The organism is Amycolatopsis sp. A1MSW2902 (genome assembly GCF_017312175.1).
GTDB lineage: Bacteria > Actinomycetota > Actinomycetes > Mycobacteriales > Pseudonocardiaceae > Amycolatopsis > Amycolatopsis nivea.
Genome location: NZ_QJPO01000001.1, coordinates 5,306,843 through 5,322,259 on the forward strand (window position 1 = coordinate 5,306,843; position 15,417 = coordinate 5,322,259).

Below are 15,417 nucleotides of genomic sequence, written 5' to 3' on the forward strand. Positions count from 1 at the left end.
CTGCGATACGAGGCCAGAACCTGCTGTGAGACAGTGGGACCGGAGCCCCCGGACGTTTTTTCTTGAGTCACGACTTGATCAACATCCGGGGGCTCCGCCACGTTCCGGCCACGGGCAGGCAACCGGCAGGCCCGTTGCCGCACAACCACTCCCGCCACCGTCAACCCCGCCTGACCAGCACCAACAGGATGAAAAACCCCCATTGGGGTGGTCAGTGGAAGACCGTGCCGCCCAAGACGATGTGGGTCGGGTGGTGCAGGGCGGCCAGGTCGGTGCGCGGGTCGTCGGCGTAAACGATCAGGTCCGCCGGGGCACCGTGTTCGATGCCGGGGTGGCCCAGCCATTCGCGCGCCTCCCAGGAAGCGCTCGCGAGAGCCTGCGTACGCGACATGCCGGCGCGGTGGAGCGCTTCGACCTCGTCGGCGATACGGCCGTGCGCGACCATGCCGCCTGCGTCCGTTCCCGCGAAGACGCGTACGCCCGCTTCGACCGCTGAGGACACCATCTCGCCCACACCGGCGTGCAGTGCGCGCATGTGGGCCGCGTACGTCGGGTACTTGCCTGCCTTGTCCGCGATGCCCGGGAAGTTCTCGATGTTGATGAGCGTGGGCACCAACGCGACGTCGCGGCGCGCGAGTTCGGCGAGCTGATCCGGCGACAACGCGGTGCCGTGCTCGAGACAGTCGATGCCCGCGCCGATCAAGCCTGGCAGCGCTGCTTCGCCGAAGACGTGCGCCGTGACGCGTGCGCCGAGGTCGTGGGCGATGCGGATGGCTTCAGCCAGCACGTCGTCCGGCCAGAGCGGCGCGAGGTCGCCTTGGCCGCGGTCGATCCAGTCGCCGACGAGCTTGACCCAGCCGTCGCCGTCGCGCGCCTGCTCGGCGACCGCTTCGGGCAGCAGGGCCGGGTCGTCCAGTTCGATCGCGAAGCCGGGGATGTACCGCTTCGGCAGCGCCAGATGGCGTCCGCAGCGGATGATCGTGGGCAGGTCGGCGCGCGATTGCAGCGGACGGACGTCCAGCGGCAGGCCGCAGTCGCGGATCAGCAGGGTGCCCGCGTCGCGGTCGGTCGCGGCCTGGTCCGCCGCCTCCTCCACCGACAGTCCGCCGCTCGGGCCGAGGCCAGGGTGGCAGTGCGCGTCGACGAGCCCAGGGACCACGAATCCGCCGCTGGACAGCGTTTCCGCGCCGGGAACCGGCTCGAAAGACAGCTTTCCGTCCTGGATCCACAGGTCACGCGGTTCGCCGTCGGGCAGGACGGTTCCGTGCAGGTGCAGCGGGCTCAATTGTTCTTCGGGTCCTTCGGCAGCTTGAACTTGGACGGGTCGAAGCCGGGCACGTCGTTCATGCCGCCGAGCTGCGACAGGTCCGGCATCCCGCCGGGCATTCCGCCGCCGGGGGGCAGCATCGGCATGCCGCCGGGCATCCCGCCGCGCATCCTCGGCTGCGTGGGGCCCTTCTTGCCCTTCTTCCCCTTCTTGCCCTTGCGGTTCTTGCTCCCGCCGCCTCCGCCGCCGAAGCCGAACCGGCCCGCCATCTGCGCCATCATCTTGCGCGCCTCGAAGAAGCGGTTGACCAGGTCGTTGACCTCGCGGACGGTCACGCCGGAGCCGTTCGCGATGCGCAGCCTGCGCGAGCCGTTGATGATCTTCGGGTCGGCGCGCTCGGCGGGCGTCATGCCGCGGATGATCGCCTGGAGCCGGTCGAGCTGCTTGTCGTCGACCGCGGCGAGCTGGTCTTTCATCTGGCCCGCGCCGGGCAGCATGCCGAGCAGGTTGCCGATCGGGCCCATCTTGCGCACCGCGAGCATCTGCTCGAGGAAGTCCTCCAGCGTGAGCTGCCCGCTGGTGAGCTTCTGCGCGGCCTGTTCGGCCTGCTCCTGGTCGAAGTGCTGTTCGGCCTGCTCGATCAGGGTCAGCACGTCGCCCATGCCCAGGATGCGCGAGGCCATCCGGTCCGGGTGGAACGTGTCGAAGTCTTCGAGCTTCTCGCCGTTGGACGCGAAGAGGATCGGCTGGCCGGTGACCTCGCGGACGGACAGCGCGGCGCCACCGCGGGCGTCGCCGTCGAGCTTCGTGAGCACCACGCCGGTGAAGCCGACGCCGTCGCGGAACGCTTCGGCCGTGGTGACCGCATCCTGACCGATCATGGCGTCGACCACGAACAGGACTTCGTCCGGCTGCACGGCCTCGCGGATGTCCGCGGCCTGCTTCATCAGCTCTTCGTCGACACCGAGGCGACCGGCGGTGTCGACCACGACGATGTCGTGCTGCGCGTGCTTGGCCTCTTCGATCGCGCGGCGGGCGACGTCGACCGGGTCGCCGACGCCGTTGCCCGGCTCCGGCGCGAACGTGACGACACCGGCTCGCTCGCCGACGACCTGCAGCTGGGTGACCGCGTTCGGCCGCTGGAGGTCACAGGCGACCAGCATCGGCGCGTGGCCCTGCTTCTTCAGCCACATCGCCAGCTTGCCGGCGAGCGTCGTCTTACCAGCGCCCTGGAGACCCGCGAGCATGATCACCGACGGCGGGTTCTTCGCCAGGTTCAGCCGCCGCGTCTCGCCGCCGAGGATGCCGACGAGCTCCTCGTTGACGATCTTCACGACCTGCTGCGCCGGGTTCAGCGCCTGGGAGACCTCGGCGCCCTTCGCGCGGTCCTTGATCTTCGCGATGAACGCCTTGACCACCGGGAGCGCGACGTCCGCTTCCAGCAGCGCGATGCGGATCTCGCGCGCGGTGGCGTCGATGTCGGCGTCGGAGAGCCGGCCCTTGCGCGAGAGCGACTGCAGGGCCGAGGTGAGCCGATCGGAGAGGGTGTCGAACACGGGGGTGCACGCTCCAGCTGGGTCGAAAGTTCGCGTGCCGGGCGGTGCTCGGCACCCCCGGCATCTTCCGAGGGTAGCCGCCCCGGCCACCCGGCCTTCACGGGTACGGGAAGGGTACTACGCGTAAGCGTAGTAATTGACCACACGACAACAGCTCAACCACGCGAAAACCGCTCGACCGGCGTCGGGAATTAAGTAAACATAGGCGTATGACATCAGCTACTGCCCGGCGTCCAACGCTCGCCGAACCGGCAGGGGACGAGGACGACCAGGTCCCGTTCCGCCGCATCGCGGGCCTCTTCCGGCCGCACCGGCGGGCGCTGGCCGGGCTGTGCGCGCTGCTGGTCGTGCAGGCCGGGCTGGGCGTCACCTCGCCGTTCCTGCTGCGCGAGATGCTGGACGACGCGCTGCCGCACCGCGACACCCTGCTGGTCAGCCTGCTGGCGGCCGGGATGATCGCCGCCGCGCTCGGGTCGGGCGCGCTGAGCGTGCGGACCACCGGGCTGTCCAACACCATCGGCCAGCGGGTGATGAACGAGCTGCGGGTCGCGGTGTACAGCCATCTGCAGCGGATGTCCCTGGGCTTCTACACCCGGACCAAGACCGGCGAGGTGCTGTCGCGGGTGTTCAACGACATCGGCGGCGTGGACAACGTCGTCACCGGGACCGCCGCGTCGATCGTGCAGAACGGCACGACAGCGCTGGCGATCGCGGTGGCAATCCTGGTGATGGACTGGCAGCTGGCGCTGTTGTCGCTGGTGGTCGTGCCGTTGTTCCTGCTGTTCACCCTGCGCCTTGGCGGCAAGCAGCGGAAGCTCGCCCGCGGCCGGACCCGGCGGATGGCGCGGCTGACCACGATCGTCGAGGAATCGCTGTCGGTCACCGGCGTGCTGCTGGCCAAGACGATGGGCAACGCGGAGCTGATGCGCGACCGGTTCGCCGAGGAATCGCGCGAGGTCGCGGCGCTGGAACGCAGTGCCGCGCTGGCCGGGCGGTGGCAGCGGGCGGCGCGGTCGATGAGCCTGACGATCATCCCGGCGCTGGTCTACTGGGCGGCCGGACTGGAACTCGCCGGGGGCGCGGCGCCGATTTCGCTGGGCACGGTCGTCGCGTTCACCAGCATGTTGAACCGGCTGCTCGCGCCGGCGACGGCGATGCAGACGGTGGGCCAGAACGTCTCGTCGGCGAAGGCGTTGTTCGGGCGGATCTTCGAGGTGCTCGATCTGCCGGTGGAGATCGACGACCGGCCGGGCGCGCGGACGCTGCACCCTAGCGGCGGAGCGGTCTCGATGTGCGGAGTCTCGTTCCGCTACGACGACGAGGGGCCGTGGACGTTGCGCGATATCGATCTCGACGTGCCCGCGGGGACGACGACGGCGTTGGTCGGGTCGACGGGTTCGGGGAAGACGACGCTCGCCTACCTGGTCGCCCGGTTGTACGAGGTGACCGAGGGAAAGGTGTGCGTGGACGGGACGGATGTCCGGGATGTCACGCTCGCGTCGCTGGCCGCCGGGGTCGGGCTGGTGTCGCAGGAGACGTATCTGTTCCACGCGTCGGTGCGGGAGAACCTGCGGTTCGCGAAGCCGGACGCCACCGACGAGGAGCTGGAGAACGCCGCGAAGGCCGCGCACATCCACGACACGCTGGCCGCGCTGCCGGAGGGGTACGACACCGTCGTCGGGGAACGCGGCTACCGGTTTTCCGGCGGGGAGAAGCAGCGGATGGCGATCGCGCGGATCCTGCTGCGCAATCCGCCGGTGCTGATCCTGGACGAGGCGACGAGTTCGCTGGACAACCGCACGGAACGCGCGGTGCAGGCGGAACTGGACCGGCTCGCCGCGGGCCGCACGACGATCGCGATCGCGCACCGGCTGTCCACTGTGGAGCACGCGGACCAGATCGCGGTGCTGGACGCGGGACGGATCGTCGAACGGGGAACGCACGCGGAGCTGCTCGCCTCCGGCGGCAGGTATGCCGCGCTGGTGCGGGGAGAAACCGCCTAATGTGGCCGCATGGAGACCGAACCCGACGCGCACCGGGCCGACGAGCTGGCGACGCTGGCCCGGACGGTGCGCGAGGGCGTCGGGCGGCTGAACTGGCGGATGCGCTCCGAGGCGGGCTCGCCCGCCCCGGGACCGGCCGTGCTGGCGGTGCTGTCGCGGCTGTACCGCGGCGGCACGCACACGCCGGGCGAGCTGGCCGAGGCCGAGCGGATCCATCCGCAGTCGCTGACGCGGATCCTGGCCTCGCTGGCCGAACGCGAGTGGATCACGCGCACCCCGGACCCGGCGGACGGGCGGCGGTCGCTGATCGAGATCACCCCGGCCGGGCTGCGGGAACTGCGCACCTACTCGATCGCGCGGGAGAACTGGCTGGCCGCGGCCGTCGAACGGACGCTGAGCCCCACCGAACAGGAGCTGCTCCGGCTCGCGGCCGGGCTGCTGACGCGGATCGCGGATTCCTGAGGCCCGGGAGTTCCGGGGCGGCCGCTCCCCACGGCCGTCCCCGGAACCGTGGCGGAAGAGCTCACCTCCCCAGGAGGCCTTCCGCCGCGGGCACGCGGAGCGGTTCCCCCTCGGCCGCCCGGCGTTGGGGAGAAGTCTGCCGTCCGGGGGCGGGCGCGCGGCAGCGTGAAGTCCCCCAATCCGGACTGAGTAGGACTACTCAAACGCGGGTGTCGGGTCCCGCGGAGTCGCTCGCGAACTCGAAGAGCGGTTCGGCGTCGGCGAGTTCCTCGGCGGAGCAGCTGACCGCGCAGGCGGCGGCTTGCAGGACCTCGGTGAGGACCTCGACCTCGGACGGCGAGACCGTGGCGAGCGCGGGATTGCGGACGTCCATGCGCCCGGCGAGACCGGCCAGGGCGTGGGACAGCGCGTGCTGGCCGGCGACCAGCTGGGTGACCACCTCGGAGAGTTCGCCGAGGGTGGCGGCGGATCCGTCGCCGCGGAGCAGGGCGGAGAGCTCCTCGGCGCAGGTGCGGAGGTGCCCGGCCACGACTGTCGGGGGCAGCGAAAGCTCCGGCAGGTTCTCGTGCCCTCGCATCGCGTTCACCTCGCCCCTTGCCCGGACCTGCCATCCTGCCATCGGAACCGGGGTCGGCGCCGCCGACACCCCGGACGGGTGAGCCCGGATGGCGCAATGCGGCCGGGTCTGCCCTGGTCATTCGTCCGTGAAGGACTCCTTGAAGGAATCTGATTCCCTCAAGGAGTCCTTCACGGACGGTCAGGAAACGGCGGCCAGGACGGCGTCGGTGATCGCGGTGCGCCACGAAGGGGTGACGTGGCCGGTGCGCGGCGAGAGGGCGAACGAGTCGACGACGGCGCCGCCCAGGGTCGCGGCTTTCGCCCAGTGGACGTCGGCCTCCGCGCGGCGCAGGGCGCTCGCCACGCGGAACAGCAAGCCGATCCGGTCGGCGGCGCGCAGTTCCAGCACGACGGCGTCGGGACCGCTCGTTTCGTCGTCGAACCAGCGCACCACCGGCTTGACCACGACCGGCGACGCGGTCGCGTAATCGCGTTCCTTCGCGGCCAGGCGCTGGGTGAGCGGCATCGTCCCGGCGACCGCGCGGGCGAACTGTTCCCGCAGCAGCGCGGGATCCGGCAGCGACCCGAACTTCGGCGACGCGGTGAACACGCCCGCCCGGCCGTAATGCTCGCGCAGGACCGCCGAGTGGACCTCCAGGGAGTTCAGCGCCAGCACCCCGGCCGCGGGAGCGAGCAGTTCGCGGTCCGCGGGGACGGCCAGCAACACCGTGACGACCTTGCCGTGCGCGGAGATCCGGATTTGGCCGACGCCGGTCCGGGTGGCTTCGGCGACCAGCTCGCGTTGGTCGTCGTCCAAGGGCTCCGGCGGCGTGAAACCCTTGCCGTGCACGGCTTCCTCGCAGCCGCTGACCAGCTCGGCGAGCAGGCGGTCCTTCCAGTCGGTCCAGACGCCGGGTCCGGTGGCCAGCGAATCGGCGCGGGTGAGGGCGTGCAGGAGTTCCAGCAGGACGACGTCGCGGTCCAGGGTTTTCACCACGCGCGAGATGGTCGCGGGGTCGCCGATGTCGCGTCTGGTCGCGGTGTGCGGCAGCAGCAGGTGGTGGCGGACCATCGCGGAGACCGTCGCGACGTCCGCGGGCGGCAGGCCCAGGCGTTGCGCTACCGAGGCGGAGATCTTCGCGCCCAGCTCGGAGTGGTCGGCGTCGCGGCCCTTGCCGATGTCGTGCAGCAGCGCGCCGATCAGCAGCAGGTCCGGCCGCGACACGGTAGTGGTCAGTTTCGCTGCTTCGACGCACGCCTGGACGAGGTGCCGGTCGACGGTCCATTGGTGCACTGGCGACCGCGGCGGCAGGTCGCGCACGGCGCCCCATTCCGGGAACAGCCGGGCCCACAGGCCGGTGCGGTCGAGGGCTTCGACCGCGTCGACCAGTCCCTCCCCCGCGCCCAGCAGTTCGACGAGGGCGTTGCGGGCGTCGTCCGGCCACGGTTCACGCAGTTCCGGGGCGGACTCCGCGAGGGTACGCAAAGTGCCTGGTGAGATGGGTTTTCCGGTCCGAGCCGAGGCCGCTGCGGCGCGGAGCAGAAGCGCGGGGTCTCGGGCGGGGAGTGCGTCTCGGGCCAGCGCGACCTCGTCGCCGTGCAGTACGACGCCCTCCGCCAGCGGGCGGCGAACCGGGCGTCGGCCGAAGAGTGGACGCGGTTGCTCCACAGTGGACCGAAGAGCGACATCGACGGCGTACGCGATGGTTCGGCCTGCGCCGGAAAGCTTGCGCGCCAAGGCGAATCGGTCGCCCAGCTCCAGTTCGTGCGCTACGACGTCGGCGTCGGCCGCGCTGAGGATGTCTCGTTCGCGACGTGCTTCGCGGCGGAGTTCGGTGCGGACGTCGAGCAGGAGTTGCTTTGCTGCCAGCAGTTCTTCGCCCGGTCGCGCGGTGAGCTGTCCGGCCGCGAGGGCTTCCAGCACGCCGAAGTCGCGAAGGCCGCCGCGGCCGTGTTTCAAGTCCGGCTCGGCGGATTGGGCGATCTCACCGCTGCGCCGCCATCGTCCGTGGACGGATTCAGCCAGCTCCGGCAAGCGTTTGCGGGCGGTGCGCCGCCACTGGTCGCGGGCGGCGGACGCGAGGCGTTCGGTGAGGCCCGGGTCGCCGGCCAGGTGCCGGGCATCAAGCAGACCGAGCGCGGTACGCAGGTCCTCCGCGGCGACTTTCAGCGCCTCGCCGGGCGTGCGGACCGAATGGTCGAGGCCGACCCGCGCGTCCCACAGGGGGTACCACAGCGCATCCGCGATCTCCCCGACCTGGTTGTTTCCGTTGTGCAGCAACACCAAATCGAGATCGGAGTACGGCACCAGCTCGCGCCGTCCCAATCCCCCTACGGCGACCAGCGCGACACCTGGGTCCGCGGTGTCGACGCCGGCCGCCGTCGCTCCTTTCCCGAGCCAGAACTCGTAGAGATCGACCAGGGAGTTCCGCAGCGCGGGCGCTCCGTGCCGTCCTTCGAGCAGCAGCGCAGTGGCTCGGGCGAGTTCGCCCCCGTCGGTCATCGGCTACAGCGCGTCCGTGCCGCGTTCGCCGGTGCGGACCCGGATGACCGTCTCCACCGGCGTCACCCAGACCTTCCCGTCGCCGATCTTCCCGGTGTGCGCGGCGGTGGTGACCGCGTCGAGGACCTTCTCGACCACGACGTCGTCCACCACGACCTCGATCTTCAGCTTGGCCACGAAATCCACCGAGTACTCGGCCCCCCGGTAGACCTCGGTGTGGCCCTTCTGCCTGCCGTAGCCCTGGACCTCGCTCACCGTCATCCCGAGCACGCCCAGCTGCTCCAGCGAGGAGCGGACGTCGTCGAGCGTGAACGGCTTGACGATCGCGGTGATGAGCTTCATGCCTTGGTCTCCTCGAGTTTCGTGACGGGCTTGGCCGGGAACGTCGCCGAGTGGCCGAGGCCGCCCATGCCGGTGAAGTCGTAGGCGCTCTCCGCGTGCTGGCCCTCGTCGATGCCGCTGACCTCGTGTTCGGTGCTGACGCGGAACCCGCCCGCCTTCTTGATCGCGAAGCCGATGATCAAGGTCATGATGAACGAGTAGCCCAGCACCGCAAGCGCGGCGACCACCTGAATGCCCAGCTGCTTGAAGCCGCCGCCGTAGAACAGGCCGTCCGCGCCCGCCGGATTCACGCTCTTGGTGGCGAAGAACCCGATCAGCACGGTGCCGACAAGACCGCCGACGAGGTGCACGCCGACGACGTCGAGGGAGTCGTCGAAGCCGAAGCGGAATTTCAGCGAGATGGCGAGCGCGCACAGCACCCCGGCGATCACGCCGATCGCGATCGAACCGAGCGGGCTCACGAAACCGCAGGCGGGGGTGATCGCGACCAGGCCGGCCACCGCGCCGGAAGCCGCGCCGAGCGTGGTCGGCTTGCCGAACTTCAGCTGTTCCACGACGAGCCAGCCGAGCACCGCGGCCGCGGTCGCGACGGTGGTGTTGGTGAACGCGACGCCCGCGAGGTCGTTGGCGCCGAGCGCGGAACCGGCGTTGAAGCCGTACCAGCCGAACCACAGCAGCGACGCGCCGAGCAGGACGAACGGGACGTTGTGCGGACGGCCGGTGTCCTTCGGCCAGCCCTTGCGCTTGCCGAGCACCAGCGCGAGGGCGAGACCCGCGGCGCCCGCGTTGATGTGCACCGCCGTGCCGCCCGCGAAGTCGAGCGCCTTGAGCTGGTTGGCGATCCAGCCGCCCACCGAATCCTTGCCGGTGAATCCGTCGAACGAGAACACCCAGTGCGCGACCGGGAAGTACACGACAATGACCCAGATCGTCACGAAAAGCGTCCAGCCCCAGAACTTCGCGCGATCCGCGATGGCCCCGGAAATGAGCGCCGGGGTGATGATCGCGAACATCAGCTGGAACATGCAGAACGCGAGCAGCGGCAACGCGTCCGGGCCGGGCCACGGGACGGCGGGCGGCCCCGCGCTGGCGAGGCCGACGAGCTTGCCGAACGCGTCCGTCAGGCCGGCGTAGTCGAAGTTCCCGACCAGGCCGCCGAAAGCGTCGTCGCCGAAGGACAGCGAGAACCCGAAGAGCACCCACAGCACCCCGACTATCGCGAGTGCGATGAAGTTCATCATCAACATGTTCAAAACGCTCTTCGCGCGGACCATGCCGCCGTAAAAGAACGCGAGGCCTGGGGTCATGAGCATGACCAGCGCGGCGCTGATCAGCACCCAGGCGGTGTCTCCGGCGTTCAGCACAATCGTCCTCCCGTGCCGTGGGCAACTGCAGAGGAAGTGTTGGCCGCGGGTGTTTCACCAGGCTTCGGTTCACGTTTCCCTCGCGTGAACTCCGGCACGTGGGTTGTTACGGGGACGTTTCCGGGGAGCCGGGGTGAAATGTCCGGTCAGGCAACCTCATGGTCGAATAGCGCCATGTCTTTGCCTGATCGGGTGATCGAAGCGCTGCGCTGTTCGGTGTGCGCGGAGCCGGTCTCGCTGACCGGCCGGACGCTGCGCTGCGAACGGCGGCATTCGTTCGATCTGGCCCGGCAGGGTTACGTCAATCTTCTCCACGCACGCATCCCGGCGGGAACGGCCGACACCGTGCCGATGGTGGACGCGCGGGCGGCGTTTTTGTCCTCCGGGGCGTACGCGCCGCTCGCCGAGGCGGTCGCTGAGGTTGGTTCTGCTCCTGGATTGATCATCGACGCCGGAGCCGGGCCGGGCTATTACCTCTCGCGAGTACTGGACGCCGCGCCGGACGCAGTCGGGCTCGCACTGGACGTGTCGGCGATCGCACTGCGACGGGCCGCGCGGGCGCATCCGCGGCTGGGTGCGGCGGTGTGGAACCTGTGGGAACCGTGGCCGGTGGGCGACGGGGTGGCTTCGGTGGTTCTGGACGTGTTCTCGCCGCGGAACGCCACGGAGTTCCACCGGGTGCTGGAGCCGGGCGGGAAGCTGGTGGTGGCGTCGCCGTTGCCGGGGCATCTCGCGGAGCTGGGGGACCTGGTGCTCGCGGTGGACGCGCGGAAGGAAGAACGGCTCGAGGCCGCGTTGGGCGGGTTGTTCGTGCGGGAGTCCGGGGTCGAGGTGATCCGGACGCAGGCGTTCAGCGCGGCACAGGTGCGGGATGTGGTGGCGATGGGGCCTGCCGGGTTCCATCTCGACCGGGACGGACGGCGGGAGCGGCTCGAAGCGGCGGCGGGCCGGGACGTGACGCTGGCGGTTTCGGTGAGCACTTGGCGGAAGAGGGACGACGGGCCGTGAGCCGGGTGCGCAGGGCCGAACTGAGCGACGTCGAGGCGATCTGCCGTTTCGGCGAGACGCACATCCCGCCGCACTACACCCCGTTGATCGGCGAAGCGGCGGCCCAGCGCCAAGTCCGCCAGTGGTGGAACGAAGCGCATATCGGCGCGGCCGTGACCGACGGACGAGTCGTCGTCGCCGAACTCGACGGGTGCGTCGTCGGCGTCGGTCAGCGCGGACCGGACCACGTCGTCTACAAGCTCTACCTGGACCCGGAACACCGCGGCCGCGGGTTGGGCCCACAACTGCTCGACGCCCTCGCCAGCCACCTGCCGGAAGGCGTCGACCGGCTGCGCATCGAGCACTTCGCCGCCAACGAGCGGGCCGCGGCGTTCTACGAGCGGGAAGGATTCGCGGTCGAGCGGATCGAGCCGGACCCAGCAGGCGATCCGGCACTCGCGGTGGTCTGGCGCGCCCGCCCGATCACTCTCCGGGAGGAATGGCCGCCACCGCCCGCGCTGGGTTAGCGTGACCGTCGATGAGCGAACGTACCTGGGGCTTCCGCACCCGCGCCCTGCACGCCGGCGGCACTCCCGACCCCGCGACCGGGGCCCGTGCGGTGCCGATCTACCAGACGACCAGCTTCGTGTTCGAGGACGCGGCCGACGCGGCCAATCTGTTCGCGCTGCAGAAGTACGGGAACGTCTACAGCCGGATCGGCAACCCGACCGTCGCGGCGTTCGAGGAGCGCATCGCGAGCCTTGAAGGGGCCATCGGCGGGGTCGCGACGGCCAGCGGGCAGGCGGCGGAGTTCCTCACCTTCTCGGCGCTCGCGGAGGCCGGCGACCACATCGTGTCGGCAGCCGGGCTGTACGGCGGGACGGTCACGCAGCTCACCGGGACGCTCGCGCGGTTCGGCGTCGAGACGACGTTCGTGCACGGCGACACCGAGGAGTACGCCAAAGCGGTGACTGACCGCACGAAGCTGATCTACACCGAGGTGATCGGCAATCCGAGCGGCGCGATCGCGGACCTCGCCGGGCTGGCCGATCTCGCGCATTCGCACGACATCCCGCTCGTGGTCGACGCGACGCTCGCGACGCCGTACCTCTGCCGTCCGATCGAGCACGGCGCGGACATCGTCCTGCACTCGGCCACGAAGTTCCTCGGCGGCCACGGCACGACGCTCGGCGGAGTCGTCGTCGAAGCGGGGACTTTCAACTGGGGCAACGGAAAATTCCCCCGGATGACCGAGACCGTCGACAGTTACGGCGGGCTCAAGTACTGGGAGAACTTCGGCGAGTACGCGTTCTGCACGAGGCTGCGCGCAGAGCAACTGCGTGACATCGGCGCGGTGCTGTCGCCGCATTCGGCGTTTTTGCTGCTGCAGGGCGTGGAAACGCTGCCGCAGCGGATGGACGCGCATGTGGTCAACGCGCAGGCGATCGCGGAGTACCTGAACGCGGACCCGCGGGTCGCGTGGGTGTCTTACGCGGGGCTGCCCGATCATCCGGATCACGAGCGCGCGGCACGGTATCTGCCGCAGGGGCCGGGCGCGGTGTTTTCGTTCGGAGTCAAGGGCGGACGCGCGGCGGGCGAGAAGTTCGTGGAATCGGTGGAACTGTTGTCGCACTTGGCGAACGTCGGCGACGCGCGGACGTTGGTGATCCATCCGGCCTCGACGACGCACGCGCAACTGTCCGAGGACCAGCTCGCCGCGGCGGGCGTCGGCGCGGACCTGATCCGGCTGTCGGTCGGGCTGGAGGACGTCGAAGATCTGCTGTGGGACCTCGACCAGGCTCTCGACAAGGCGGTGAACGCGTGAGCTACGACGTCGGAGCGGTCGAACGGCGGCGTCTTCTCGGGCGCACGAAATCGGTGACGGTCGTAGGCGCGTCGGCGAATCCGGCGCGGCCGAGCTACTTCGTGGCGACGTATCTGCTGTCTTCGACGCGTTACGAGGTCAACTTCGTCAACCCGCGGCTCGACACGTTGCTGGGGCGGCCGGTGTATCCGTCGCTGGCGGACGTGCCGGGCGAACTGGATCTGGTGAGCGTGTTCCGCAAGCACGACGACCTCCCCGGGGTCGCCGAGGAGGTCATCGAGGCCGGCGCGCGGACGTTGTGGCTCCAGCTCGGCCTGTGGCACGAACCGGTGGCGGACCGCGCCCGCGAAGCCGGGCTGGACGTGGTGATGAACCGCTGCGTGAAGATCGAGCACGCGCGGTTCGCGGGCGGGCTGCATCTCGCGGGGTTCAACACCGGGGTGATCAGCTCACGGCGGCAAACCGCGCCCTGAACACGCTAGGTTCGGCGAGGTGAACCCGAACTGCCCGCACGGCTGGCCGCGGCCGGAAACCGAGATGACCTGCCTGGACGACCGGGAAGTCGTGTTCCGCGGCGACCAGGTCTCGGTGCGGTTCGGCGAAGCCGCGGCCTCGCCCGGTTTCTCGACGGGCTCGACTTCCGCGGCTGGGAAGGCGAGCGACGCTGGGTCAATGCCGACCGCGACCTGATCGTCTGCGCGACCCACCACTCCGGCGGCCGCATCGAACTGGCCTGGACGCTGCGTCCGTGGCGACAGTCCGTCTACGGCGAATGGGAAGCCACCGTCACGACCACGATGGAGGCAGGCGCGGAGAAGGACGACCTCGCCGCCCAGCTGCACGATTTCCTTACTGCCGAAGGGTTTCCGGTCGAATACCGCGACGCCGAGTTCAGCTGACCGTCGCCACCAGGAACTCCTCCCCCGACGTCTCCAGCCCGTCCGAACGACCGGACAGATACCGCTTGTTCAGCTCAGCTGCGCTGACATGCCGGACGTCCTGGAAACCGCACTCCCGCGCGAAATCCAGCATCTCGTCCGGCGCGAAGAAGCTCACGAACGGCGTCCCCGCCGCCTTCGCGCCCTTCATCGCCGCTGCCCGGGCCGCGCGATCGGGTTCCTCCAGATACTCCTCCGGCATCTGGAACGTCATCGCCACGACGGTGCCCGGCGCGAAACCGGCGAGCGCACGCAATGTCGCGGCGTTCGCCTCGCGCGTCAGGTACATGCTGACTCCCGTCGACGCCACCACGGCGGGTTTCTCCAGCTCGAAACCGTTGGCAGCCAAGCGTTCCGGCCACTGTTCGCCGGATTCGAAGTCGACCGGCACGAACCGGTACGGGGCGGGCAGCCCGAGTTCGGCCAGCCGCGCGCGCTTCCACTCCTGCGTGCCCGGCTGGTCGATCTCGAACACCCGCACGCCCAGCTCCGGTTCCCGCTGCGCGAACGTGTCCAGCCCGGCGCCGAGCAGGACGTACTGCGAGACCCCGCGTTCGCGCACCAGATCTTCGACAAACCGGCTGCGCAACGCGATTCCCGCGCGGAACCGGCGGGTGAAGTCCAGGTCCATGTCCGGCCGGGAGCGCCAGTCCGGACCGGGATCGGCCAGCCGCAGCCCGATCTCGTCGGCCAGCGCGTGCGGCGGCGGATCGGCGAGCACGTGCAGCGCGCGCCACAACGCGACGCGCACCGCGGTGTGGTCCGGCTCGCTCACTTCGGGGCCCGCAGGGTCCAGATCCGGCCGTCCGGATCCCGCACGGTCATCTCACGCGTGCCGTAGTGAGTGTCTTCGAACGGGGTGACGACGTCGAGTTCCGCGTCGACCGACTCGTCCGGCACCGCCACCACCACGGCCGTGCGCGGCTCCTGGTTTTCCGGCACCTCGACGACGAACACCGGCGCGCCGTCGCCGTTTGAGAGCTGGCCCGAGTTGTGGTCGGTCTCGAAATCGAGGCTGAACCCCACGCGCTGCAGGAACTTCGCGGTCTTGCCCCAGTTGTGCGTCTCCATGACGAACATCGTGATGCCGTCGCTCATGTCAGCCGTCCTCTCGTTGGTCGGGCGAGGTGCCGAGATAAGCCCGCAAGGCCGCGGTGACCAGCGCGGACAGTGACTGCTCGGTCTCGATCGCCCGGTACTTCACCTGCTTGATCAGCTCGACCGGCAGGTAGACGTTGAATTGTTTGACCTCTTCACCGGCCATTCTAGGATGCTAGCAATCTAGCCAGCGGCGGACAAGGCCCGCCCCTGGCGCTCGTGAGAAGGTGGAGGCATGGCGAAACCCTCCGGGCTGCAGATCAGGAACATCATCGCCGCCGTCCTGATGGCTGCCGCGTTCGTGTTCAACCTGGTGACCGGCGGCCCGTGGTGGGTCACCGCGATCGTCGGCGTCGCGGCCCTGCTGTCGTCCTTCTCCGCCTACCTGAACCGCCCCAGCGCGCGCGGCTGACCCGTCCGTCCCTTCCGGGCAGGAAGATCGTCTCGTTCAGCCTTCGTCCGCACGCACGTCGCCTCCGGTTCAGCCGCCGCTGCTCTACTCGGCGCGGCCCGA

Annotated in this window: 16 protein-coding genes and 1 pseudogene; 8 read left to right on the forward strand and 9 right to left on the reverse strand. The window is 69.9% G+C overall.

Features of this window, described 5'->3' with window-relative positions; all coding sequences use genetic code 11:
* Positions 1–211: 211 nt before the first annotated feature.
* Both DMP23_RS24330 and ffh read right to left on the reverse strand, forming a co-directional pair.
* Positions 212–1,285, reverse strand: coding sequence for an amidohydrolase family protein (locus DMP23_RS24330; protein ID WP_337822616.1), 1,074 nt, complete (start codon positions 1,283–1,285; stop codon positions 212–214).
* Positions 1,282–2,823: a signal recognition particle protein gene (ffh, locus tag DMP23_RS24335; RefSeq protein WP_037810264.1), complete on the reverse strand. Its 1,542-nt coding sequence runs from the start codon at positions 2,821–2,823 to the stop codon at positions 1,282–1,284. Before ffh ends, DMP23_RS24330 begins: the two co-directional genes overlap by 4 nt.
* Positions 2,824–3,032: 209 nt before the next feature.
* Here ffh and DMP23_RS24340 point away from each other — a divergent pair, with 209 nt between their 5' ends.
* Together DMP23_RS24340 and DMP23_RS24345 are read left to right on the forward strand one after the other, a co-directional pair.
* Positions 3,033–4,826, forward strand: coding sequence for an ABC transporter ATP-binding protein (locus DMP23_RS24340; protein WP_337822617.1), 1,794 nt, complete (start codon positions 3,033–3,035; stop codon positions 4,824–4,826).
* A 9-nt stretch (positions 4,827–4,835) separates the two neighbouring features.
* Complete coding sequence (locus DMP23_RS24345; protein ID WP_037810262.1) at positions 4,836–5,288, forward strand: MarR family winged helix-turn-helix transcriptional regulator; 453 nt, start codon at positions 4,836–4,838, stop codon at positions 5,286–5,288.
* Positions 5,289–5,487: 199 nt separating this feature from the next.
* On the opposite strand, the gene DMP23_RS24350 is transcribed toward DMP23_RS24345, so the two are convergent.
* From DMP23_RS24350 to DMP23_RS24365, 4 genes are all read right to left on the reverse strand, one after another.
* Positions 5,488–5,865, reverse strand: coding sequence for a hypothetical protein (locus DMP23_RS24350; RefSeq protein ID WP_037810443.1), 378 nt, complete (start codon positions 5,863–5,865; stop codon positions 5,488–5,490).
* A 180-nt stretch (positions 5,866–6,045) separates the two neighbouring features.
* Complete coding sequence (locus tag DMP23_RS24355) at positions 6,046–8,349, reverse strand: [protein-PII] uridylyltransferase (protein ID WP_037810260.1); 2,304 nt, start codon at positions 8,347–8,349, stop codon at positions 6,046–6,048.
* A 3-nt stretch (positions 8,350–8,352) separates the two neighbouring features.
* Positions 8,353–8,691, reverse strand: a complete 339-nt coding sequence (locus DMP23_RS24360) for a P-II family nitrogen regulator (RefSeq protein WP_043827775.1) — start codon at positions 8,689–8,691, stop codon at positions 8,353–8,355.
* Positions 8,688–10,055, reverse strand: coding sequence for an ammonium transporter (locus DMP23_RS24365; protein WP_238607822.1), 1,368 nt, complete (start codon positions 10,053–10,055; stop codon positions 8,688–8,690). Before DMP23_RS24365 ends, DMP23_RS24360 begins: the two co-directional genes overlap by 4 nt.
* A gap of 174 nt (positions 10,056–10,229) precedes the next feature.
* Here DMP23_RS24365 and DMP23_RS24370 point away from each other — a divergent pair, with 174 nt between their 5' ends.
* The 5 genes and pseudogenes from DMP23_RS24370 to DMP23_RS48085 all read left to right on the forward strand — a co-directional run.
* Positions 10,230–11,063: a putative RNA methyltransferase gene (locus tag DMP23_RS24370; RefSeq protein ID WP_337822618.1), complete on the forward strand. Its 834-nt coding sequence runs from the start codon at positions 10,230–10,232 to the stop codon at positions 11,061–11,063.
* Complete coding sequence (locus DMP23_RS24375) at positions 11,060–11,569, forward strand: GNAT family N-acetyltransferase (protein ID WP_337822619.1); 510 nt, start codon at positions 11,060–11,062, stop codon at positions 11,567–11,569. The genes DMP23_RS24370 and DMP23_RS24375 overlap by 4 nt, the downstream gene beginning before the upstream one ends.
* 11 nt (positions 11,570–11,580) lie before the next feature.
* Positions 11,581–12,867, forward strand: coding sequence for an O-acetylhomoserine aminocarboxypropyltransferase/cysteine synthase family protein (locus tag DMP23_RS24380; RefSeq protein WP_337822620.1), 1,287 nt, complete (start codon positions 11,581–11,583; stop codon positions 12,865–12,867).
* Positions 12,864–13,340, forward strand: a complete 477-nt coding sequence (locus DMP23_RS24385; RefSeq protein ID WP_037810257.1) for a CoA-binding protein — start codon at positions 12,864–12,866, stop codon at positions 13,338–13,340. The genes DMP23_RS24380 and DMP23_RS24385 overlap by 4 nt, the downstream gene beginning before the upstream one ends.
* Before the next feature lie 69 nt (positions 13,341–13,409).
* A pseudogene (locus DMP23_RS48085) lies at positions 13,410–13,664 on the forward strand (DUF6228 family protein); the annotation flags it as partial.
* Positions 13,665–13,758: 94 nt separating this feature from the next.
* On the opposite strand, the gene DMP23_RS24395 reads toward DMP23_RS48085, so the two are convergent.
* The 3 genes from DMP23_RS24395 to DMP23_RS24405 are packed head-to-tail and all read right to left on the reverse strand — an operon-like array spanning position 13,759 to position 15,069.
* Positions 13,759–14,580 carry a class I SAM-dependent methyltransferase gene (locus DMP23_RS24395; protein ID WP_337822622.1) on the reverse strand — a complete coding sequence of 274 codons (822 nt, stop codon included), beginning with the start codon at positions 14,578–14,580 and terminating at the stop codon, positions 13,759–13,761.
* Positions 14,577–14,903, reverse strand: coding sequence for a glyoxalase (locus tag DMP23_RS24400; protein ID WP_037810255.1), 327 nt, complete (start codon positions 14,901–14,903; stop codon positions 14,577–14,579). The genes DMP23_RS24395 and DMP23_RS24400 overlap by 4 nt, the downstream gene beginning before the upstream one ends.
* Before the next feature lies 1 nt (position 14,904).
* On the reverse strand, positions 14,905–15,069 hold the full coding sequence (locus tag DMP23_RS24405; protein WP_134668052.1) for a ribbon-helix-helix protein, CopG family: 165 nt from the start codon (positions 15,067–15,069) through the stop codon (positions 14,905–14,907).
* 69 nt (positions 15,070–15,138) lie between these two features.
* Between DMP23_RS24405 and DMP23_RS24410 the strand changes: the two genes are divergently transcribed.
* Positions 15,139–15,315, forward strand: coding sequence for a hypothetical protein (locus DMP23_RS24410; protein WP_167441866.1), 177 nt, complete (start codon positions 15,139–15,141; stop codon positions 15,313–15,315).
* The last annotated feature ends 102 nt before the right edge of the window (positions 15,316–15,417 follow it).

Coding starts and splice junctions, on each gene's coding strand:
- DMP23_RS24350 (WP_037810443.1), bottom strand. CDS start 5,865: ATGCGAGGGCACGAGAACCTGCCGGAGCTTTCGCTGCCCCCGACAGTC.
- DMP23_RS24340 (WP_337822617.1), top strand. CDS start 3,033: ATGACATCAGCTACTGCCCGGCGTCCAACGCTCGCCGAACCGGCAGGG.
- DMP23_RS24360 (WP_043827775.1), bottom strand. CDS start 8,691: ATGAAGCTCATCACCGCGATCGTCAAGCCGTTCACGCTCGACGACGTC.
- DMP23_RS24400 (WP_037810255.1), bottom strand. CDS start 14,903: ATGAGCGACGGCATCACGATGTTCGTCATGGAGACGCACAACTGGGGC.
- DMP23_RS24355 (WP_037810260.1), bottom strand. CDS start 8,349: ATGACCGACGGGGGCGAACTCGCCCGAGCCACTGCGCTGCTGCTCGAA.
- DMP23_RS24405 (WP_134668052.1), bottom strand. CDS start 15,069: ATGGCCGGTGAAGAGGTCAAACAATTCAACGTCTACCTGCCGGTCGAG.
- DMP23_RS24345 (WP_037810262.1), top strand. CDS start 4,836: ATGGAGACCGAACCCGACGCGCACCGGGCCGACGAGCTGGCGACGCTG.
- DMP23_RS24370 (WP_337822618.1), top strand. CDS start 10,230: ATGTCTTTGCCTGATCGGGTGATCGAAGCGCTGCGCTGTTCGGTGTGC.
- DMP23_RS24380 (WP_337822620.1), top strand. CDS start 11,581: ATGAGCGAACGTACCTGGGGCTTCCGCACCCGCGCCCTGCACGCCGGC.
- DMP23_RS24410 (WP_167441866.1), top strand. CDS start 15,139: ATGGCGAAACCCTCCGGGCTGCAGATCAGGAACATCATCGCCGCCGTC.